This window comes from Halomonas sp. NO4 (assembly GCF_010994375.1).
Taxonomy (GTDB): domain Bacteria; phylum Pseudomonadota; class Gammaproteobacteria; order Pseudomonadales; family Halomonadaceae; genus Halomonas.
In genome coordinates this window covers 70,427-89,578 of sequence record NZ_WHMA01000010.1, presented here as the reverse complement: position 1 = coordinate 89,578, position 19,152 = coordinate 70,427, and the positions used below count along the sequence as shown (strand labels likewise).

The window sequence follows — 19,152 nt, the reverse complement described above, 5'->3', positions numbered from 1 at the left end:
TACACTCCAGGTCCAGGCGCCGGGGCTCAGCCGCCCAGGAAACTCTTGGCGACTTCCGGGTCGGCCAGCAGTGCCTGCCCGGTATCGGTGAAGCGATTCTGGCCGGCGGCCAGCACGAAGCCCTTGTCGGCGATGGCCAGTGCCTGCTTGGCGTTCTGCTCCACCATCAGGATGCCCACGCCGGCAGCGTTGATCTCCTTCACCCGCTCGAAGATCTCGTTCATGTAGAGCGGCGAGAGGCCGGCGGTGGGCTCGTCGAGCAGCAGCAGCTCGGGTTCGGCCATCAGCGCCCGGCCCATCGCCACCATCTGGCGCTGGCCGCCGGAGAGTTCGCCGGCCGGCTGATGACGCTTGTCGTAGAGCGGCGGGAAGAAACCGTAGACCTGCTTGAGCATGCGCCGGGTGTTGTGGGGCTTGAGAAAGGCGCCCATCTCCAGGTTCTCCTTCACCGTGAGGCTCGGGAAGACGTTCTTCTCCTGGGGGATGAAGCCCATGCCCCGCTGTACCAGTTTGTTGGGTGGCAGGTTGTGGATGGGCTCGCCGCGCAGCAGGATCTCGCCCCGGCTGACGGTGAGCAGGCCGAAGATGGCCTTGAGCATGGTGGATTTGCCGGCACCGTTGGGGCCGACGATCACCCCGATCTCGTCGGCTTCGATGGCCATGTTCACCCCGTTGAGGATGTTCATGCCGCCATAGCCGCCGTGCACGTCGCGTGCGTCGAGTAGTGGCATTGTGATGTCCCAGCGTAAGGGTCGTTGTGGCGTTCTTCTTGGGGCCGGGCCGTCGGGCGGCGCCGGCGGTGTTCAGGCGACGTTGGCGCCCCTCAGGCTACGTTGGAACCGAAGTAGGCTTCGATCACCTGCGGATTGTTCTGGATCTCCTGGATGGTGCCCTGCACCATCACGCTGCCCTGGGCGAGCACGATCACCGGGTCGCAGAGCCGGGCGATCATGTCCATGTCGTGCTCGATGACCAGGAAGGTGTAGCCCATCTCGCGGTTGAGCCGTTCGATGTTGCTCACCAGGTCGCCCAGCAGGGTGCGGTTGACGCCGGCGGCGATCTCGTCGAGCAGCACCACCCGGGCGTCGGTCATCATGGTGCGGCCCAGTTCGAGCAGCTTCTTCTGGCCGCCGGAGAGGTTGCCGGCCAGCTCGTTGCGCACGTGGTGCAGGCCGATGAAGTCGATCACCTCCAGCGCGCGCTGGCGCACCTCGTTCTCGCGCTGGCGCACCAGCGACGGCTTGAGCCAGGCGCTGAAGAGATTCTCGCCGTCCTGCCCGGGCGGCACCATCATGAGGTTCTCCAGGGCCGTCATGTGGGAGAACTCGTGGGCGATCTGGAAGGTGCGCAGCAGGCCCTTGTGGAAGAGCTCGTTGGCAGGGCGGTTGGTGATGTCCTCGCCGTCGAGCAGCACCTGGCCGCTGTCCAGCGGCAGGGCGCCGGCGATAATGTTGAACAGGGTCGACTTGCCGGCGCCGTTGGGACCGATGAGCCCGGTGATGGAGCCCTGCTCCACCTGGATCGAGCAGTCGTTGATGACCTTGAGGCCACCGAAGGCCTTGTTGACGTGTCTGACGTCGATGATGGCTGCCATCTGGGCTACGGCCCCCCCTGTCCCGCTTGTGATTGGCGGCGCCGTCGCTGGGCGGGCGGCGCCGCGCATGGTTGTGGTTGTCGGTCGCCCTGGCGGCTAGCGCTCCTGGCTCGGTTCGGCCAGGAAGGTGCGACCCGCGGCGAAGGCGCCGACGATCACCAGCGCGCCGATGGCCGGGATCAGGTAGCCCTCCACCTGCGGGATGCTGCGCAGGAACACGAAGGCCACCGCGGCCGGGGCCACGAAACGCACCAGGAAGCGCCAGGTGGCGAACCAGCCCTCGTTGGTGCGCATCTCCTTCATGACTTCGCCGTGGGTCAGCGCCCAGCCGGCGAACAGCGCGATCAACAGGCCGCCCAGTGGCATGAAGATGTTGGTCAGCAGCTCGATGAACTCGAAGGCGCTGCGCCCGAACAGGGCGTGGAAGAGCGTGCCCTCGGCCCAGAGGTTGAAGCTGACCACGGTGAGCAGGCCCAGCGCCCAGCTGGCCACCACCATGGCGGTGACGGCCTGGGGGCGGGTGAGGTCGAAGCGCTCGACCAGAAAGGCCGCCACCGGTTCGATCAGTGAGATCGAGGAGCTGATGGCCGCGCCCAGCACCAGGATGAAGAAGACGCCGCCGACCAGGGCGCCGAAGGGCATCTCGGCGAAGGCCAGCGGCAGGGTGACGAACATCAGGCCCGGCCCGGAGCCGGCATCCAGCCCGGCGCCGAACACCAGCGAAAAGATGGCCAGGCCGGCGACCATGGCCACGGCGGTGTCGACCACGGCGATCGCGAAGGCGGTGCGGGTCAGCGAGGCCTCGCCGGACATGTAGGCGCCATAGGCCATGATGGCCCCCATGCCCAGGCTCAGGGTGAAGAACGACTGGCCCATGGCTTCCAGCCAGCCCTCGAGGCTCAGCTCGGCGATGTCGAAGGTGAACAGGAAGCTGGCCGCCGCGGCGAAGTCGCCGGTGGCGATGCCGTAGGCGAGCACCACCAGCAGGATCACGAACAGCGCCGGCATCAGGATGCGCAGACTGCTCTCGATGCCCCTGTGGATGCCCAGGCCGACGATCAGCCCCGAGGCGATGATGAACAGGGTGTGGTAGAGGGTGAGCAGGCCCGGCGAGGCGAGCAGGGCATCGAAGCCGGCACCGATGGTCTCGGCATCGGCGCCGGCCAGCGAGCCGGTGAGCATCTGCCAGGTGTAGTGCAGCGCCCAGCCGGCGATCACCGAATAGAAGCTCAGTATCAGGAAGGCCGAGGCGGCGCCCAGCCAGCCGATGGACTCCCAGGCACGCGAGGTCTTGTGAGTGTGGGTCAGGTGCTGCATGCCCATGATGGGGCTGCGGCGACTGGCGCGGCCGAGCATGGTCTCGGCGATCAGGATGGGAATGCCCACGGCGAAGATGGTCAGGGCGTAGACGAGAATAAAGGCGCCGCCCCCGTTCTCGCCGGCGAGGTAGGGGAAGCGCCACAGGTTGCCCAGGCCCACCGCCGAGCCGACCGCGGCCAGCAGGAAGGTGCCCTTGTGTGTCCAGACGTTGTGCGTGCTCATTGCGGGTCCAGCGGTTGGTAGCGGCCTTGTGGGCCGGTGGAACATCGCGTTTGGGTAAACGAGCCTAACTGTGCCAGAAACACCCGTCTTTGCCAGTGGTCAAGCGTTAAGGGTGCGTTGGGCTGCGCCAGGTGACGCCGGGCGGCGATCATGACTCTTCGGAGCGCGTGGCGTCGTCGGGGGGAGGGCCGGGCTCGAAGGCGCGCTTGTCGTCCGGTAGGCGCACCGTGTCGCCCCGCTGGAGCTTGCCGAAGGCCTTCTGGCGTTCGTCGCTGGCCGGGTCGATGATGGCCACCACCTCGCCGATGCTGGTGGCGTCCACGTAGGCCTTGACGCGGATGCGCACCACCCGGCCGCGGTAGCGCGCCGAGAGGATGTCGCCCGGCCCCGGCTCGGAGTAGCCGGTGGGGTCGTGTTCGAAATGGCGCAGCACGCTGTCGGTGCCGGGGTCGTCCCACTCCACATGGCGATGCATGACGCTCTCCTTGTTGCCGATGGATGGCTCAGCCCAAGAGTATCCCCTGCGGCGCTCCCAAGCCCAGCGTTGCGAAGCATTCGGGGTCGATACCCGGGTCACTACGACAGCGCCCGCCGGATGGCGGGCGCTGGGCTGGGCGAGACCGGCTCACTTCTTGCCGGCGCGCTTGCGCTCGTGTTCCTTGAGGTGCTTTTTGCGCAGGCGGATGTGGTTGGGGGTCACCTCCACCAGCTCGTCGTCGTCGAGGAACTCGATGGCCTGCTCCAGGGTGAACTTCACCGGCGGGGTCAGCACGATGTTCTCGTCGTTGCCCGAGGCGCGCATGTTGTCGAGCTTCTTGCCCTTGGTGGGGTTGACCACCAGGTCGTTGGCGCGGTTGTGGATGCCCACCAGCATGCCTTCGTAGACCTCGGTGCCGTGATCGATGATCAGCTTGCCGCGCTCCTGCAGGGCGTAGAGCGCATAGGCCAGCGCCTTGCCGTCGACCATGGAGACCAGCACGCCGTTGCGCCGCTCGATGGCGGCGTCGGGTTTGAGCGGGCCGTAGTGGTCGAAGCGGCTGGTGAGGATGCCGGTGCCTGAGGTGAGGGTGAGGAACTGACCGCGAAAACCGATCAGCCCGCGCGCCGGGATGATGAAGTCGAGACGCACGCGGCCCTTGCCGTCGGGGTTCATGTTGGTGAGCTCGCCCTTGCGATAGCCGAGTTCCTCCATGATGGCGCCCTGGTGCTGCTCCTCGCAGTCGATGATCACCTCTTCGTAGGGCTCCTGCTTGACCCCGTCGATCTCCTTGATGATCACCTCGGGGCGGCCCACGGCCAGCTCGAAGCCTTCGCGGCGCATGGTCTCGATCAGCACCGAGAGGTGCAGCTCGCCGCGGCCGGAGACCTTGAACTTCTCGGGGCTGTCGCCCTGCTCGACGCGCAGTGCCACGTTGTGGATCAGCTCCTGGTCGAGGCGATCCTTGATGTTGCGGCTGGTGATGTACTTGCCGTCGCGCCCGGCGAAAGGCGAATCGTTGACCTGGAAGGTCATGGAGACGGTGGGCTCGTCCACGGAGAGCGGCGGCAGCGCCTCCACGACGGCCGGATCGCAAAGGGTGTCGGAAATGGCCAGCGAGTCGATGCCGGTGATGCAGATGATGTCGCCGGCGGTGGCCTGGTCGGTCTGCACGCGCTCCAGGCCCAGGTGGGTCATCACCTGGCCGACCTTGCCGCGGCGCTCCTGGCCCTCCTTGCTGACCACCACGATCTGCTGGTTGGGCCTTACGGCACCGCGGGTGATACGGCCCAGGCCGATGACGCCCACGTAGCTGGAGTAGTCCAGCGCCGAGATCTGCATCTGCAAGGGGCCGTCGATCTCGACCTTGGGCGGTTCGACGATGTCGACGATGGCCTGGAACATCGGCGTCATGTCCTCGGCCAGCTCTTCCGGCTCGGGGCCGGCGATGCCGTTGAGGGCCGAGCAGTAGATGATCGGAAAGTCGAGCTGTTCGTCGCTGGCGCCGAGGTTGTCGAACAGGTCGAAGATCTGGTCGATGACCCAGTCGGGGCGCGCGCCGGGGCGGTCGATCTTGTTGACCACCACGATGGGCTTGAGGCCCTGGTCGAAGGCCTTCTGGGTGACGAAGCGGGTCTGTGGCATGGGACCGTCGACGGCGTCGACCAGCAGCAGTACCGAGTCGACCATCGACATCACGCGCTCCACCTCGCCGCCGAAGTCGGCGTGCCCGGGCGTGTCGACGATGTTGATGTGGTAGTCCTCGCCGTCGGGAGCCTGCCAGCGGATCGCCGTGTTCTTGGCCAGGATGGTGATGCCGCGCTCCTTCTCCTGGTCGTTGGAGTCCATGATGCGCTCCTGCCCCTCGGCCTTGCGGTCCAGGGTGCCGGACTGGCTCAGCAGCTTGTCGACCAGGGTGGTCTTGCCGTGGTCGACGTGGGCGATGATGGCGATGTTGCGGAGACTCTCGATGCGAGAGGCGCTGACTGGGGTGTTCATAGGGTGTCGCTCGTCAAATCTTTACGCACCTATGTACACGTGTGGGAGTGCCCTAGGCGCGGGGTAGGGGGAGTGGTGGCGCATTGTACAGAGAAGGGCGGGACGGGAATAGCGAAAACGCGTCAGGCGGGCGAGCGTTCGATGCGCGCCTGGCAGGCCCTGAGGCGTTCGAGGAGGTTGGTCACGGCGTCCAGGTCCAGCGCCGGGTCGAAGCCGCCGATGCGCTCGAACCAGGGGCGGGCGACACACAGCGTCTCGGTGGGAGGCTGGCCCTGCAGGCGTCGTCGCAGGCGATCCAGGGGGCCCAGCGAGCGGGAGGCGAAGATCATCACGTCGCCCTGCTGGTGGGCGATCCGTTCCGCCGCCCGGGCCAGCCAGTGGTGGGGCAGGCGCAGATCAGGGGCGGGAAACACCAGCACGCTGCCCTGGCTGCGGGCCACGGCGGTATTGAGGCGATCGCCCAGCGGGGTGCCCTGGCAGGGCAGCAGGCGGGCCCCGTAGCGCTGCATCAGGCGGGGCAGGCGCGCATCGCCGGTGTTGTCGGTCGCCAGCAGCTCGATGGGTTCGGCCAGGTGGCGCGCCAGTCGCTGCAGTGCATGGAGCTGGCGGGGGAGCCGATGCCCTGCCGTACGCACATCCAGAATGAGGCTGAGGGTCATGGCGGGACAGGCTCCAACTGGCGACGGTTTTCGGGCGGGCACCAAGCGGAGCAGGGCCCAGTCTGATCTGTAATTAAGTGTAGCGATAAGTCATCAAAAGTATCAATATTTGACTTGGCTGAAATCTCTGCTATTCCCGGCGGGCCGGGTCGTCATCCTCGCGCATGACAGGGGCCGTCGTGCTCGGGCACTGGACGTGCGACGGGGTGTTGCACCTATTTAGTGCAGATGGCGATTCAAGTGATCATTGGTGGTGCAAAATCAAGCCGTCGTGCCCCTGGGCAGGGCGCCCAGTTGCGCGGTGGCAACCGGAGCCTGTCAGGCGGTATCGAAAAAGCCGTTTTCTTTCAGGTGGATGGGCTTTGCTTCGCCAAGGCGGTGCAAGATTGGCACGCTGCCTGCATTGTTTTGGCCAGCGCCATGATCGTGCATGGCGGCCGTGGGCGAGTCGCTCGCGGCGTGCTACAACGGACGCTGGCATGCCCCAGCGCAACGAGACTGCAAGCGGCCAGCACATCCAGCCATCGCTCAAATCGCTCTAAACGGAGGACACCATGTCTGCCAAGACGCTCGCCCTGATCGAAGAACACGACATCAAGTGGGTCGATCTGCGCTTCACCGATACCAAAGGCAAGGAACAGCACGTCACCATTCCCGCCAAGGACGTCGACGAGGAGTTCTTCGAGAACGGCCAGATGTTCGACGGTTCCTCCATCGAAGGCTGGAAGGGCATCAACGAGTCCGACATGATCCTGCGCCCGGAGGATGGGACCGGTTTCCTCGACCCCTTCACCGAAGACGCCACCTTGGTGCTGCGCTGCGACATCATCGAGCCGGCCACCATGCAGGGCTACGAGCGTGACCCGCGCTCCATCGCCAAGCGCGCTGAGGCCTACCTGCAGTCGTCCGGCCTGGGCGACACCGCCTTCTTCGGCCCCGAGCCCGAGTTCTTCATCTTCGACGAGGTGCACTGGAAGGCCGACATCGAAGGCGCCATGTACAAGATCACCTCCGAAGAGGGTGCCTGGTCCACCGACCGTCCCATTGAGGGCGGCAACCTGGGCCACCGGCCGCGCGTCAAGGGCGGCTATTTCCCGGTGCCCCCGGTGGACAGCTTCCACGATATCCGCACCGCAATGTGCAACACCCTGGAGGCCATCGGCCAGACCGTGGAGGTGCATCACCACGAGGTGTCCAACGCCGGCCAGAACGAGATCGGCGTCAAGTTCAACACCCTGGTGAAAAAGGCCGACGAGCTTCAGGAGATGAAGTACGTCGTCCACAACGTGGCCCACGCCTACGGCAAGACGGCTACCTTCATGCCCAAGCCGCTGGTCGGCGACAACGGCAGCGGCATGCACGTGCACCAGTCGTTCTGGAAGGAAGGGCAGAACCAGTTCGCCGGCGACGAATACGCCGGGCTCTCCGAGATGGCGCTCTACTACATCGGCGGCATCATCAAGCACGCCCGCGCCCTGAACGCTTTCACCAACGCTTCCACCAACTCCTACAAGCGCCTGGTGCCGGGCTTCGAGGCGCCGGTGATGCTGGCCTACAGCGCCCGCAACCGCTCTGCCTCCATCCGTATCCCCTACACCGCCAGTCCCAAGGGCAAGCGCGTCGAGTGTCGTTTCCCCGACCCGACCGCCAACCCCTACCTGGCCTTCGCGGCGATGCTGATGGCGGGTATCGACGGCATCAAGAACAAGATCCACCCCGGCGACGCCATGGACAAGAACCTCTATGACCTGCCTCCGGAAGAGGGCAAGGCCGTGCCCACTGTGGCCGAGAGCCTCGACCAGGCGCTGGATGCGCTGGACGCCGACCGTGGCTTCCTCACCGAGGGTGGCGTTTTCACCGACGAGATGATCGACGCCTACATCGAGCTCAAGATGGAGGACGTGGAGCGCCTGCGCATGACCACGCACCCGGTGGAGTTCGATCTCTACTACAGCTGCTGAGCCACGTCGGCTCGGACTGTCGGCGCCGCGGCCACGCGGCGCCCATCCAGGGGCTCCGCCACGGCGGAGCCCTTGGCGCGTTTGGCGTACACTGCGGGAAGAGGGTGGCGCTGGCGCGCGTGTCGCCGCCATGCCACGCTGCCCGATGCCGCCACACCGAAGAGGGACATTCGATGGCCAAGACGCTGCTGCTGATCGCCCTGGGACTGGCACTGGCCGCGCCGGCCGGCGCGACGACCGTCTACCGTACCACCGATGCCGAGGGCAACGTGGTGTTCACCGACGACCCCGACCGCGGCGGCGAGCAGGTGGAGCTCGAGCCCCTCACCGTGGTGCCCTCCCGCGGCGAGGGGCGCAGCGGTCAGCCCCCGGCGCGGGCCGAGTCGGGGGAGCCGCGGCCTGCGGCAAGTCCCTCGGCGCCTTTCATGCCCTACGACCGCTTCGGTATCAGCGCCCCGCAACACGAGGCGACCCTGCCCACCGGCGCGGCGGGCAACGTGGCGGTGGAGCTCGCCATCGAACCGGCGCTGCGCGAGGATCACCGGGTGCGGTTGCTGCTCGACGGCGAGGTGAGCCAGAGCGCCATGCACACCGACGCCTTCCTGCTCAACAACCTGCCGCGCGGCGAGTACGTGCTCCAGGCCGAGCTGCTCGACGGGACCGGCGAGGTGCGCCACCGCACCGAACCGGTGACCCTCTATGTGCAGCGGGCGAGCATCAACCTGCCCCAGAACCCCAACAATCCCGCCCGCGGCAACTGAGCCGCTCGCTCGTCGCGATTGCCGGTCGCGCCGTCCGCTGCGCCGAAGGCGTGCGCCTGGCCTCGGTGCGGTGTCGTGATGGGGCAGGCGAGGTTGGTCTGGCCCCTTTTTGTGCACCATAGTGGTGCGTAGTGCGGCGCGACGCCGCCGCCCAGGCCCGTCGTTGCGCTGTCTTGAGTTGGCGCGCTTCTTGCAGTTCCCTCTGTGACCACCTTCGGCTGCGCCATGATGACGCGTCCGCGCGATGCGGGTGCCGCCACTCTGCTCTGCAAGGAAGGGCCCATGTATCGACGCCTGATGGAACATCTCACCACCGCGGTGCTGCTGCTGGATGACGCCCTCGCCGTGTGCTGGATGAACCCCGCGGCCGAAGCGCTGCTGGCCGTGAGCCTGGGGCGGGTGACCGGCACGCCGCTGCCGGCCCTGCTGCCGGCGGACGATGGCATGCACGAGGTGCTGGCCAAGGCCCGGGACGACGGCCACCCCTTCACCCAGCGCGAGGTGCGCCTGGAACTGCTGGGCGGGGCAGCGCTCACCGTCGACTACACGGTCACGCCGCTCTCCGCCACGGAGCTGCTGGTGGAGATGGAGCCGCGGGACCGGCTGCTGCGCATCTCCCGCGAGGAGGCGCTGCTCAACCGCCAGGAGGCGATCAAGGTGCTCTCCCGGGGGCTGGCCCACGAGGTCAAGAATCCCCTGGGCGGCATCCGTGGCGCGGCCCAGCTGCTCGAACGCGACCTCGACGACCCCATGCTCAAGGAGTTCACCCGCGTCATCATCGAGGAGGTGGACCGCCTGCGCGACCTGGTCGACACCATGCTGGGGCCCAACCGCCTGGAACGCCACGCGCCGCTCAACATCCACAAGGTGCTGGAGCGGGTGCGCGCGCTGCTCGTCGCCGAGACGCCGGACGTGCGCATCCAGCGCGACTACGATCCCAGCCTGCCGGACTTCCCCGGTGACGAGGCACAGATGATCCAGGCCGTGCTCAACGTGGCACGCAACGCCGTGGAGGCGATGCGTGAGGCTGACACCGAGGCGCCGCAGCTGCTGATGCGCACGCGGGCGCGGCGCCAGTTCACCCTGGGCGCCGAGCGCCACCGTCTGGTCTGCGAGGTAGCGCTGATCGACAACGGCCCGGGCATCCCGGCGAGTCTTCAGGAAACCCTCTTCTATCCCATGGTGTCGGGCCGCGCCGAGGGCAGCGGCCTGGGGCTTTCCATCGCCCAGGGCATCCTGCACCAGCATCAGGGACTGATCGAGTGCGACTCGCGGCCCGGCCACACCGAATTCCGATTGCTGATTCCCTTGGAGAAGTGCCATGAGTGACGTCGCACGCGTGGTGATCGTCGACGATGATCGCGCCATTCGCTGGGTGCTGGAGCGCGCCCTGGCCCAGCCCGATCTCGAGGTCGAAAGCATCGATCGTGCCGACAAGGCGCTGGGACACCTGCTCGACGACCCGCCGGACGTGCTGGTCACCGATATCCGCATGCCGGGTATCGACGGCCTCGACCTGATGTCGCGCCTGCGCGAGGCACACCCCGAGCTGCCGGTGATCGTGATGACCGCCCATTCCGATCTCGACAGCGCCGTGGCCTCCTACCAGGGTGGTGCCTTCGAGTACCTGCCCAAGCCCTTCGACGTGGACGAGGCGCTGGCCCTGGTGCGCCGCGCCGTGGCCCACGCCCGCGAGCGCAAGAGGCCGGTCAGCGTGCCCGAGGGGCTGGACGCCGAGATCATCGGCGAGGCGCCGGCCATGCAGGAGGTGTTTCGCGCCATCGGGCGCCTTTCGCAGTCGCACATCACCGTGCTGATCAACGGCGAGTCGGGCACCGGCAAGGAGCGCGTCGCCCGCGCCCTGCATCAGCACAGCCCCCGCGGCGGCAAGCCGTTCATCGCGCTCAACATGGCGGCGATCCCCAAGGACCTGATCGAGTCGGAGCTGTTCGGCCACGAGAAGGGTGCCTTCACCGGCGCCACGGCGCAGCGCCAGGGGCGCTTCGAGCAGGCCAACGGCGGCACGCTGTTCCTCGACGAGATCGGCGACATGCCGGCCGAGACCCAGACCCGTCTGCTGCGGGTGCTGGCCGACGGCGAGTTCTACCGCGTGGGCGGCCACACCTCGGTGAAGGTGGACGTGCGCATCATCGCCGCCACCCACCAGAATCTCGAGACGCTGGTGGAGGACGGTCGCTTCCGCGAGGACCTCTTCCACCGCTTGAACGTCATCCGCGTGCACCTGCCCAAGCTCGCCGAACGGCGCGAGGACATCCCGCGCCTGGCCCGCCACTTCCTGGCCGAGGCGGCCAAGGAGCTGGCCACCGACACCAAGGTGCTGACCCAGGACGCCGAGGGGTACCTGATGCGCCTGCCCTGGCCGGGCAACGTTCGCCAGCTGGAGAACACCTGCCGCTGGCTGACGGTGATGGCCTCGGGGCGCGAAGTGCTGGTGGAGGACCTGCCGCCGGAGCTGCTCGAGTCGGGCGTCACCGAGGGCAACCTCGGCGACTGGCGTGCCGCCTTCCGCGACTGGGCCGACCGGGCCCTGGCCGCGGGTCACACCCATCTGCTCGAGGAAGCGGTGCCCGATTTCGAACGGATCCTCATCGAGACCGCGCTCAAGCACACCGGGGGGCGCAAGGGCGAGGCCGCCGAGCTGCTCGGCTGGGGGCGTAATACGCTGACGCGAAAACTCAAGACGTTGCTGCCGTCGCTGGCGGACAGCGACTGATCGTCGAGCGAGGGGGGGGGGCGACTAAAGGCGCATTGCTGGCTCGGAAGGAGGCGCCTAGCGTGTTTGAGCATGCTTTCATAATGTAGGATAGGTCATCCATGGCGACCCCCGCCCCTCTCGACGCCAGCCTGCCCGACCGCGTGCATGTCACCGAGGTCGGCCCGCGCGACGGCCTGCAGAACGAGCCCGTGGTGCTGGCCACGGCGGACAAGGTGGCGCTAGTGCGCGCGCTGGTCGCGGCCGGCGTGCGCGAGTTCGAGCTCACCTCTTTCGTCAGCCCCCGGGCGGTGCCGGCGCTGGCCGACGCCGCCGAGCTGGTGGCCGCGGTACGCGACATCCCCGGGATCCACTTCTCGGCCCTGGTCCCCAACCCGCGGGGCGCCGAGCGCGCCCTCGAGGCGGGCGTCGACTCGGTGGTGCTCTTCGTGTCGGCGTCGGAGAGCCACAACGCCAAGAACGTCAACGCGACCGTCGAGGCGTCGCTGGCGGGGTTCGATCGGATTGCCCGTCACCTCGAGGGTAGCGGTATCGCGCTGCGCGGTGCCATCGCCACCAGCTTCGGCTGCCCCTTCGAGGGCGAGGTGCCGGTCGAGTCCGTGGGGCGCATCGCCCGCCACTTCGCCGACCTCGGCGCCCGCTACGTCTCCCTGGGCGATACCACCGGCATGGCCACGCCGCCGCTGGTGACCGAACGCATCCGCCACCTGCGCGAGACGGTGCCCGAGATCACCCCGACCCTGCACTTCCACAACACGCGGGGCATCGGTCTGGCCAATGTCCTTCAGGGGCTCTCGCTGGGCGTCGACCGCTACGAGAGCGCCATCGGCGGGCTCGGCGGCTGCCCATTCGCGCCGGGGGCCTCGGGCAACATCGCCAGCGAAGATCTGATTTACCTGCTCGATGAGCTGGGCATCGCCACGGGCATCGCGCTCGAGGACATGATCGCGGCGTCGCGGCTGGCCTCGCGCCTGATGGGGCGCGAGCTGCCCGCCCAGGTCTCCAAGGCGGGGCCGCGGCTGGCGACCCATGATGCCGCCTGCACGCTCGCGGCCCGGGGGTGACAAGGATGCCATCCGCACAGACTCAAGGAACGCTTGCTCAAGGAACCCTCGCCGGCATTCGCGTCATCGACCTGACGCGGGTGATCTCCGGCCCCTTCTGCACCCAGATCCTCGGCGACCACGGCGCCGACGTGATCAAGGTCGAGCCGCCGGGGCGCGGCGACGTGGTGCGCAGCCAGGGCAACATGGTCAACGGCGAGAGCTGGTACTTCGCCCAGTTCAACCGCAACAAGCGCTCGCTGACCCTGGACCTGCGCAGCGACGAGGGCAAGGCGATCCTGCACCGGCTGCTGGAGAGGGCCGACGTGCTGGTGGAGAACTTCCGCCCCGGGGTGCTGGCCAAGATGGGGCTGGACGACGACACCCTGCGATCCCGCTACCCGCACTTGGTGGTGGGGCGCATCAACGGCTTCGGCTCCACCGGCCCCTACCGTGACCGGCCCGCCTACGACTTCATCGCCCAGGCCATGAGCGGGTTCATGGGCGTGAACGGCCCGGGCGACGGCGAGCCGATGCGCGCCGCGCCGCCGATCAGCGACATGGTCGCGAGCCAGAACCTCGCCTTCGGCATCTGCGCCGCCCTGGTGCGGCGGGCCACCACCGGCCAGGGGGACATCGTCGAGACGGCGCTGACCAACGGCCTGATCGCCATGATGGGCTACCTGGCCGCCGAGTTCTTCGCCACCGACCGGGTGCCGGCGCGCACCGGCAACGACCACCCTATGCTCTACCCCTATGGGCTGTTCAAGGCCAGCGACGGTGAAGTGGCCATTGCGCCGAGCAACGACACCATGGTGGAGCGCTTCCTCTCAGCGCTGGACATGCTGCACCTGCTCGACGACGAACGCTTCGCCGACAATGCGCGGCGCATGGCCAACCGCGAGGCGCTGCGCGAGATCCTCAACGGCGTGACCGAGCGGCGCCGGGTCGACGAGTGGATCGACCACCTCAACCGGGCGGGGGTGCCCTGCGGGCGGGTGCACGACCTGCGCGAGACCTTCGCCGACCCCCAGGTGCAGGCCCAGGAGATGCGCCTCGAGCTGGAGCAGGCCTCCGGGCGCGTGCCCGTGACGGGCTTTCCGGTCAAGCTGCGCGAGGCGCCGGCGACGCTCTATCACCCCGTGCCGCGGCTCGGTGAGCACACCCGCCAGCTCCTCGACGAGCTGGGCCTCGCCAAGGGTGACGTGGAGGACCTGGCCGCGCGCGGAATCATCTGAACTACCCTGAGAACGGTCGCCGTTCTGGCGGCTGACGACACTGGTGCGACGCTGGGACGTTCACCACAACAACAAAAGCGGAGGAACACGCCAATGAAGCCCGTCACCAAGAGCCTTTCGGGTATCGCTGCCACGGCCCTGCTGGGCGCCGGCCTGGCCGTCAGCACGCCCAGCCAGGCGCTGCCCATCGACGAATGCATCGCCCCGGCCGACCCGGGCGGCGGCTGGGACTTCACCTGCCGCAGCGTGGGCAAGCTGCTGCTCGATCTCGAACTGGTGGACAGCCCCGTGCAGGTCACCAACATGCCGGGCGGGGTGGGGGCCGTGGCCTTCGCCAACGTCGCCAGCGACCGCGCCGACGACAGCGACCTGATCGTGGCCACCAGTACCGTCGGGGTCACCCAGATCGCCCAGGGCAAGTATCCCGGCGGGGCCGACACCATGCGCTGGCTGGCCATGCTGGGCACCGACGTGGGGGTGATCCTCGTCGACGACGAGAGCGAGTATGAGTCGCTGGATCAGTTGCTCGACACCATGATCGAGGACCCGGGCGCCCTGGCCATGGCCGGCTCCAGCGGGGCCGGCGGCTGGGATCATATCCGTGCCCTGATGCTCGCCAAGGCGGCTGGCATGCCGGATGACCAGATCGGCAGCGTGCGCTGGGTGCAGTTCGACGGCGGCGGTCCGGCCGTGACCCAGATGATGGGGGGCCACGTGGATGCGGTCTCCACCGACCTCGGCGAGATCGCCGGCTTCATCGAGTCGGGCGACGTGCGCGTGCTGGCGGTGCTCTCCGAGGAGCCGCTCCCCGAGCCCTTCGCCGACCTGCCCACCGCCGCCGCCCAGGGCTACGACGTGGCCGGCTACAACTGGCGCGGTTTCTACACCGGCGGCGAGGTCTCCGACGCCGACTATGCCGCCCTGGTGGAGGACCTGAAGACGCTCTATGACAGCGACGAGTGGAAGGAGGTTGCCCAGCAGAACGGCCTGGTGCCGCTGTGGCGGGGCGGCGATGAATTCGACACCTTCGTGCGCGACTCCATCGACGAGGTCGAGACGATCTCCCGCGAGATCGGGGTCCTGCAGTGAGCGAGCCGCTGTCGGACGACGCCGGGCGAGTGCCCGGCGTCATCGGCGATCGCATCGCCGGCGCCCTCTTGCTGATCCTGGCGGTGGGCGCCTGGTGGCTCTCCCACGACCTGGAGTCCGGCTTCATGCAGCCCGTGGGGCCCGGCGAGTATCCCCGCCTGGTGAGCCTGCCGCTGGCGGCGCTGTCGCTGCTGCTGATCGTGAAGCCGGGACTCAACCAGCGCTGGCCGGGGCGCGCCGCCCTGGTGCGCCAGGCGCTGACCCTGCTGCTGCTGGCCTGCTACGCCGGCTTGGTCAAGCCGCTCGGGTTCCTGCCCGCTTCGCTGGTGGCGGTGATCCTGCTGATCCGCCTCTTCGGCGCCCCCTGGAAGGCCGCCCTGTCCAGCGGCAGCGTCCTCACCCTGGCTCTCTACGCGTTGTTCGAATTCGCCCTCGGCATGCCGCTGCCCAACATGCCGGGCCTGGACTGGTAGCCCCCCGATATGGAAATCCTCGCCTTTCTCGCCCAGGGCTTCGCGGTGGCCCTGGAGCCCCAGAACCTCTTGCTGGCGCTCATCGGCTGCGTCATCGGCACCCTGATCGGGGCGCTGCCCGGACTGGGGCCGGTCAACGGCGTGGCGCTGATGATCCCGCTCTCCTTCAACTTCGGCCTGCCCGCCACCGGGGCGCTGATCCTGCTGGTCAGCGTCTATTACGGCTGCATGTACGGCGGGCGGATCAGCTCCATCGTGCTCAACATTCCCGGCGACGAGCCGGCGATGATGACCACCCTGGACGGCTATCCCATGGCGCTCCAGGGGCGCGGCGGCGAGGCGCTGGGGGTCTCGGCGGTGGCCTCCTTCGTGGGTGCCGCGGTGGCGACCCTGGGGCTCGCGCTCTTCGCGCCGCTGCTGGTCGACTTCGCCATCCGCTTCGGTCCGGCGGAGTACTTCGCGCTCTTCGTGCTGGCCTTCGCTACCATCGGCGGCGTCACCGGCGGCAGCTTGATCAAGAGCTTCATCGCCGCCTTCCTGGGCCTGCTGCTGGGCAGCGTGGGGATCGACGCGGTCAGCGGGGTGCCGCGCTACACCTTCGGGCTCTACGAGCTCTACGACGGCATCGACTTCATCGTCGCCCTGGTGGGGCTGTTCGCCATCTCCGAGTGCCTGATCTTCCTCGAGGACATTCGCGGCACGAGTCGCCCCACCCTGACCATGGGCTCGGCGGTGCCCGGTGTGCGTGCCGCCGGGCGCTGCGCGCCGACCATCGCCCGCGGCTCGCTGATCGGCTTCGTGGCCGGGGTGCTGCCCGGCGCCGGGGCAGCGCTGGGCAGTTTTCTCGCCTACATGCTCGAGAAGCGCTGGCTGGGCCGCAGCGGCCACTTTGGCGAGGGCGACCCGCGCGGCGTGGCGGCCCCCGAGGCGGGCAACAACGCCGCCGCCGGCGGCGCGCTGATCCCCATGCTCTCGCTGGGCATTCCGGGCAGCGGCACCACGGCGATCCTGCTGGCCTTGCTGCTGTCGATGAACATCACCCCGGGGCCGCTGCTCTTCGAGCAGCAGCCGGAGATGGTCTGGGGGCTGGTGGCGGCGCTGGTGATCGGCAACTTCGTACTGCTGGTGCTCAACGTGCCGCTGGTGAGCGTCTTCGCCAAGGTGCTGCAGGCGCCCGGCTGGTTCCTGATGCCCATGGTGGTGATGGTGGCCTTCGTGGGCATCTATTCGCTCAACAACAGCGCCTTCGATCTCTACATGATGCTGGGTTTCGGGGTGCTGGGCTATGCGCTGCGCAAGCTGGAGATCCCCACGGTACCGGTGGTGCTGGGGCTGCTGCTCGGCAGCCAGATGGAGTTCAACCTGCGCCGTGCCATGGCGATCTCCGGCGGCGACTGGAGCATTCTGTGGAGCAGTGGCATCTCGGTGGGCATCTACCTCTTCGCCATCACCCTGATCGTCGCCGGGCTGGTCTACTCCTGGCTGGTCAAGGGGCGGCTGCAGTAGGCTCGTGACGTTAACTGAGCAAGCGGCGTGCCAGCAGCCGCTGCAAGTCGCGGCGGCTGTTGGCGATCAGATAGACGATGACACGGTCATCGTGCCGGCGGTAGATGATGCGTACCGGTGGCTCGAAAACCTGTCGGTATTCGTGGATGCCCAGTTCCATCAGCTCGCGGGGATGGCTGCCCCGCTCGGGAAACTCCCCCAGGGCGTCGATTCGAGCCTCTATGGAGGCCAGCAGCCGCTGGGCAGCAGGCGGCGAGTCCTCGGCAATGAAGTCGATGAGTTCTCTCAAGTCGTCGAAGGCCGAGGCCGTCAGCTCGACACGCCAGGTCACCGGGGTTCGTCTCCACGGCGTAGCCGAGCGAAACACTCCTTGGCATCCAGAGTCTTGCCCTGGTCGACTTCCTGGTTGCCGAGCGCGAGGATCTTCAGCAGTGCCAGGGTCTCTTGGGTCTGCTCGTAGCTACGGATATCCTGTACGACCATCCGGGCTTCGCCGTTCTGCGTGATCACCATGGGTTCACGCAGTTCGTTGAGCGAGCGGGAAATCTCGGCGGCATGCGCCTTCAGGTAGCTGATCGGCTTGATGTTCTCTGAGTATTTCATGGCGGCTGGCTAATCGTTGTGTGGTCAGACTGAATTTAGTCTTTATCTGGTGCTATGGCAATGTTCTGTATCGGGACCGCGATGGCAAAGCCATGCGCCTCAGTGCCAGAATGGGGTGCTCAAGGAGAGGACGCCCATGACGCAGATGACCTGGCCGCGGCTGCTCGACCCGTCGCGCCTGCACGGCCGCGGCACCGGCCGCGAGGAGGTCGGCCGCAGCCCCTTCCACAAGGACCACGACCGCATCGTCTTTGCCGGTTCCTTCCGCCGCCTGGGGCGCAAGACTCAGGTGCATCCGCTCACCGACAACGACCATATCCACACCCGCCTGACCCACTCCTTGGAGGTGGGCTGCGTGGGCCGCTCGCTGGGCATGATCGCCGGCGAGGGGCTGCGCGGCCGCCTGCCCGAGTGGATCACCCCGGCCGACCTGGGGGTGATCGTCCAGGCGGCCTGCCTGGGCCACGACATCGGCAACCCGCCCTTCGGCCACGCCGGCGAGTATGCCATCCGCGACTGGTTCAAGCGCGCCGAGGCCGACGGCAGCGGCCTGCTCGAGGGCCTCGCCCCGACCGAGCGCGACGACCTGCTCACCTACGAGGGCAACGCCCAGGGTTTTCGCATCGTCACCCAGATCGAGTACAACCAGTTCCGCGGCGGCATGCGCCTCACCGCGGCGACGCTGGGCACCCTGCTCAAGTACCCCTGGACGGTGGAGTACGGTGGCACGGCCGGCAAGTTCGGCTGCTACCAGTCGGAGAAGGCTCTGCTCGCCCGGGTGGCCGATCAGCTGGGGCTGCTGCCGCGCGGCGAGGGGCGCTGGTGCCGCCACCCGCTGGCCTGGCTGGTCGAGGCCGCTGACGACATCTGCTATGCCCTGCTCGACCTCGAGGACGGTCTGGAGATGGGCATCCTGCGCTTCGATGAGGTGGCCGAGGTGCTGGTACAGATCGCCGGCGGTACCCCGCCGGACTTCGTCGACATGCAGCGTCAGGGGGTCTCCCAGCGGCGGCGCATCGCCGCCCTGCGCGGCGCGGCCATGGAACGGGCGGTCAACGACGTGGGAGCGGTCTTCGTCGAACACGAGGCGGCGCTGCTGAACGGTACGCTCAGCAACGACCTGCTGGAGCTGTGCCACCCCGACCTGGACTGGGGGGTCAAGGCGGCCAAGCAGCTCGCCCGCGAGCGCATCTTCCAGAACGAGCGCAAGGCCAAGCTGGAGATCGGCGCCTACACGACCTTGGGCATTCTTCTGGAGGCCTTTATCGGCGCCGCTCACGAGCTCCACCACACCGGCCGCTCCACCTTCAAGCACCAGCGGGTGCTGGCGCTGATCGGCGAGAACACCCCGCGCCCTTCCTGGAGCCTCTACGACAGCTACCGGCGCATGCTCGACTTCATCGGCGGCATGACCGACCACTACGCCGTCGACCTGGCCCAGGAGATGGGCGGTCGGCTCCGGGGGGATTGAGG

18 protein-coding genes are annotated in these 19,152 nt (G+C 67.8%); 10 read left to right on the top strand and 8 right to left on the bottom strand.

Features of this window, described 5'->3' with window-relative positions; translation table 11 throughout:
* Nucleotides 1-26: 26 nt before the first annotated feature.
* The 6 genes from FEF15_RS09910 to FEF15_RS09885 all read right to left on the bottom strand — a co-directional run bounded on the left by FEF15_RS09910 (nucleotide 27) and on the right by FEF15_RS09885 (nucleotide 6,271).
* Nucleotides 27-731, bottom strand: a complete 705-nt coding sequence (locus FEF15_RS09910; RefSeq protein ID WP_163559002.1) for an ABC transporter ATP-binding protein — start codon at nucleotides 729-731, stop codon at nucleotides 27-29.
* Between the two features lie 92 nt (nucleotides 732-823).
* Nucleotides 824-1,594 (bottom strand): ABC transporter ATP-binding protein, encoded by a 771-nt coding sequence (locus tag FEF15_RS09905; RefSeq protein WP_163559001.1) that lies wholly within the window; start codon nucleotides 1,592-1,594, stop codon nucleotides 824-826.
* Between the two features lie 96 nt (nucleotides 1,595-1,690).
* Entirely contained in the window at nucleotides 1,691-3,136 is a 1,446-nt protein-coding gene (locus tag FEF15_RS09900; RefSeq protein ID WP_163559000.1) for a sodium-dependent transporter, read from the bottom strand.
* 148 nt (nucleotides 3,137-3,284) lie between these two features.
* A complete protein-coding gene (locus FEF15_RS09895) occupies nucleotides 3,285-3,611 on the bottom strand; it encodes a hypothetical protein (RefSeq protein ID WP_163558999.1) in 327 nt (108 codons plus the stop codon).
* A 150-nt stretch (nucleotides 3,612-3,761) separates the two neighbouring features.
* Complete coding sequence (gene typA, locus FEF15_RS09890) at nucleotides 3,762-5,612, bottom strand: translational GTPase TypA (protein WP_163558998.1); 1,851 nt, start codon at nucleotides 5,610-5,612, stop codon at nucleotides 3,762-3,764.
* Nucleotides 5,613-5,734: 122 nt separating this feature from the next.
* Complete coding sequence (locus tag FEF15_RS09885; RefSeq protein ID WP_163558997.1) at nucleotides 5,735-6,271, bottom strand: glycosyltransferase family A protein; 537 nt, start codon at nucleotides 6,269-6,271, stop codon at nucleotides 5,735-5,737.
* Nucleotides 6,272-6,825: 554 nt separating this feature from the next.
* Between FEF15_RS09885 and glnA the strand changes: the two genes are divergently transcribed.
* The 9 genes from glnA (at nucleotide 6,826) to FEF15_RS09840 (ending at nucleotide 17,076) form a co-directional block, all read left to right on the top strand.
* Nucleotides 6,826-8,232, top strand: a complete 1,407-nt coding sequence (gene glnA, locus FEF15_RS09880) for a glutamate--ammonia ligase (RefSeq protein WP_163558996.1) — start codon at nucleotides 6,826-6,828, stop codon at nucleotides 8,230-8,232.
* Between the two features lie 173 nt (nucleotides 8,233-8,405).
* Nucleotides 8,406-8,993 (top strand): DUF4124 domain-containing protein, encoded by a 588-nt coding sequence (locus FEF15_RS09875; protein ID WP_163558995.1) that lies wholly within the window; start codon nucleotides 8,406-8,408, stop codon nucleotides 8,991-8,993.
* A gap of 282 nt (nucleotides 8,994-9,275) precedes the next feature.
* Nucleotides 9,276-10,322, top strand: coding sequence for a nitrogen regulation protein NR(II) (gene glnL, locus FEF15_RS09870; RefSeq protein ID WP_163558994.1), 1,047 nt, complete (start codon nucleotides 9,276-9,278; stop codon nucleotides 10,320-10,322).
* Nucleotides 10,315-11,727, top strand: a complete 1,413-nt coding sequence (gene glnG, locus FEF15_RS09865; protein WP_163558993.1) for a nitrogen regulation protein NR(I) — start codon at nucleotides 10,315-10,317, stop codon at nucleotides 11,725-11,727. The genes glnL and glnG overlap by 8 nt, the downstream gene beginning before the upstream one ends.
* A 101-nt stretch (nucleotides 11,728-11,828) precedes the next feature.
* Nucleotides 11,829-12,791 (top strand): hydroxymethylglutaryl-CoA lyase, encoded by a 963-nt coding sequence (locus FEF15_RS09860; RefSeq protein WP_163558992.1) that lies wholly within the window; start codon nucleotides 11,829-11,831, stop codon nucleotides 12,789-12,791.
* A gap of 5 nt (nucleotides 12,792-12,796) precedes the next feature.
* The gene (locus tag FEF15_RS09855; protein WP_163558991.1) at nucleotides 12,797-14,008 is read left to right on the top strand and encodes a CoA transferase; all 1,212 of its coding nucleotides are present in this window, start codon (nucleotides 12,797-12,799) and stop codon (nucleotides 14,006-14,008) included.
* Nucleotides 14,009-14,101: 93 nt separating this feature from the next.
* Nucleotides 14,102-15,097, top strand: a complete 996-nt coding sequence (locus tag FEF15_RS09850; protein ID WP_163558990.1) for a tripartite tricarboxylate transporter substrate-binding protein — start codon at nucleotides 14,102-14,104, stop codon at nucleotides 15,095-15,097.
* Nucleotides 15,094-15,570, top strand: a complete 477-nt coding sequence (locus tag FEF15_RS09845; protein ID WP_163558989.1) for a tripartite tricarboxylate transporter TctB family protein — start codon at nucleotides 15,094-15,096, stop codon at nucleotides 15,568-15,570. Before FEF15_RS09850 ends, FEF15_RS09845 begins: the two co-directional genes overlap by 4 nt.
* A 9-nt stretch (nucleotides 15,571-15,579) precedes the next feature.
* Entirely contained in the window at nucleotides 15,580-17,076 is a 1,497-nt protein-coding gene (locus FEF15_RS09840) for a tripartite tricarboxylate transporter permease (protein ID WP_163558988.1), read from the top strand.
* 10 nt (nucleotides 17,077-17,086) lie between these two features.
* Here the strand turns inward: FEF15_RS09840 and FEF15_RS09835 are convergent, their stop codons facing one another.
* Both FEF15_RS09835 and FEF15_RS09830 read right to left on the bottom strand, forming a co-directional pair.
* A complete protein-coding gene (locus FEF15_RS09835; protein WP_163558987.1) occupies nucleotides 17,087-17,407 on the bottom strand; it encodes a type II toxin-antitoxin system RelE/ParE family toxin in 321 nt (106 codons plus the stop codon).
* On the bottom strand, nucleotides 17,404-17,679 hold the full coding sequence (locus tag FEF15_RS09830; RefSeq protein ID WP_163558986.1) for a type II toxin-antitoxin system Phd/YefM family antitoxin: 276 nt from the start codon (nucleotides 17,677-17,679) through the stop codon (nucleotides 17,404-17,406). The genes FEF15_RS09835 and FEF15_RS09830 overlap by 4 nt, the downstream gene beginning before the upstream one ends.
* 136 nt (nucleotides 17,680-17,815) lie before the next feature.
* On the opposite strand from FEF15_RS09830, the gene FEF15_RS09825 reads away from it, so the two are divergent.
* The gene (locus tag FEF15_RS09825) at nucleotides 17,816-19,150 is read left to right on the top strand and encodes a deoxyguanosinetriphosphate triphosphohydrolase (protein WP_163558985.1); all 1,335 of its coding nucleotides are present in this window, start codon (nucleotides 17,816-17,818) and stop codon (nucleotides 19,148-19,150) included.
* The last annotated feature ends 2 nt before the right edge of the window (nucleotides 19,151-19,152 follow it).

Coding starts and splice junctions, on each gene's coding strand:
- FEF15_RS09825 (WP_163558985.1), top strand. CDS start 17,816: ATGACGCAGATGACCTGGCCGCGGCTGCTCGACCCGTCGCGCCTGCAC.
- FEF15_RS09860 (WP_163558992.1), top strand. CDS start 11,829: ATGGCGACCCCCGCCCCTCTCGACGCCAGCCTGCCCGACCGCGTGCAT.
- glnA (WP_163558996.1), top strand. CDS start 6,826: ATGTCTGCCAAGACGCTCGCCCTGATCGAAGAACACGACATCAAGTGG.
- FEF15_RS09830 (WP_163558986.1), bottom strand. CDS start 17,679: ATGAAATACTCAGAGAACATCAAGCCGATCAGCTACCTGAAGGCGCAT.
- glnL (WP_163558994.1), top strand. CDS start 9,276: ATGTATCGACGCCTGATGGAACATCTCACCACCGCGGTGCTGCTGCTG.
- FEF15_RS09855 (WP_163558991.1), top strand. CDS start 12,797: ATGCCATCCGCACAGACTCAAGGAACGCTTGCTCAAGGAACCCTCGCC.
- FEF15_RS09875 (WP_163558995.1), top strand. CDS start 8,406: ATGGCCAAGACGCTGCTGCTGATCGCCCTGGGACTGGCACTGGCCGCG.
- FEF15_RS09910 (WP_163559002.1), bottom strand. CDS start 731: ATGCCACTACTCGACGCACGCGACGTGCACGGCGGCTATGGCGGCATG.
- FEF15_RS09900 (WP_163559000.1), bottom strand. CDS start 3,136: ATGAGCACGCACAACGTCTGGACACACAAGGGCACCTTCCTGCTGGCC.
- FEF15_RS09840 (WP_163558988.1), top strand. CDS start 15,580: ATGGAAATCCTCGCCTTTCTCGCCCAGGGCTTCGCGGTGGCCCTGGAG.
- FEF15_RS09895 (WP_163558999.1), bottom strand. CDS start 3,611: ATGCATCGCCATGTGGAGTGGGACGACCCCGGCACCGACAGCGTGCTG.
- glnG (WP_163558993.1), top strand. CDS start 10,315: ATGAGTGACGTCGCACGCGTGGTGATCGTCGACGATGATCGCGCCATT.
- FEF15_RS09850 (WP_163558990.1), top strand. CDS start 14,102: ATGAAGCCCGTCACCAAGAGCCTTTCGGGTATCGCTGCCACGGCCCTG.
- FEF15_RS09905 (WP_163559001.1), bottom strand. CDS start 1,594: ATGGCAGCCATCATCGACGTCAGACACGTCAACAAGGCCTTCGGTGGC.
- FEF15_RS09885 (WP_163558997.1), bottom strand. CDS start 6,271: ATGACCCTCAGCCTCATTCTGGATGTGCGTACGGCAGGGCATCGGCTC.
- typA (WP_163558998.1), bottom strand. CDS start 5,612: ATGAACACCCCAGTCAGCGCCTCTCGCATCGAGAGTCTCCGCAACATC.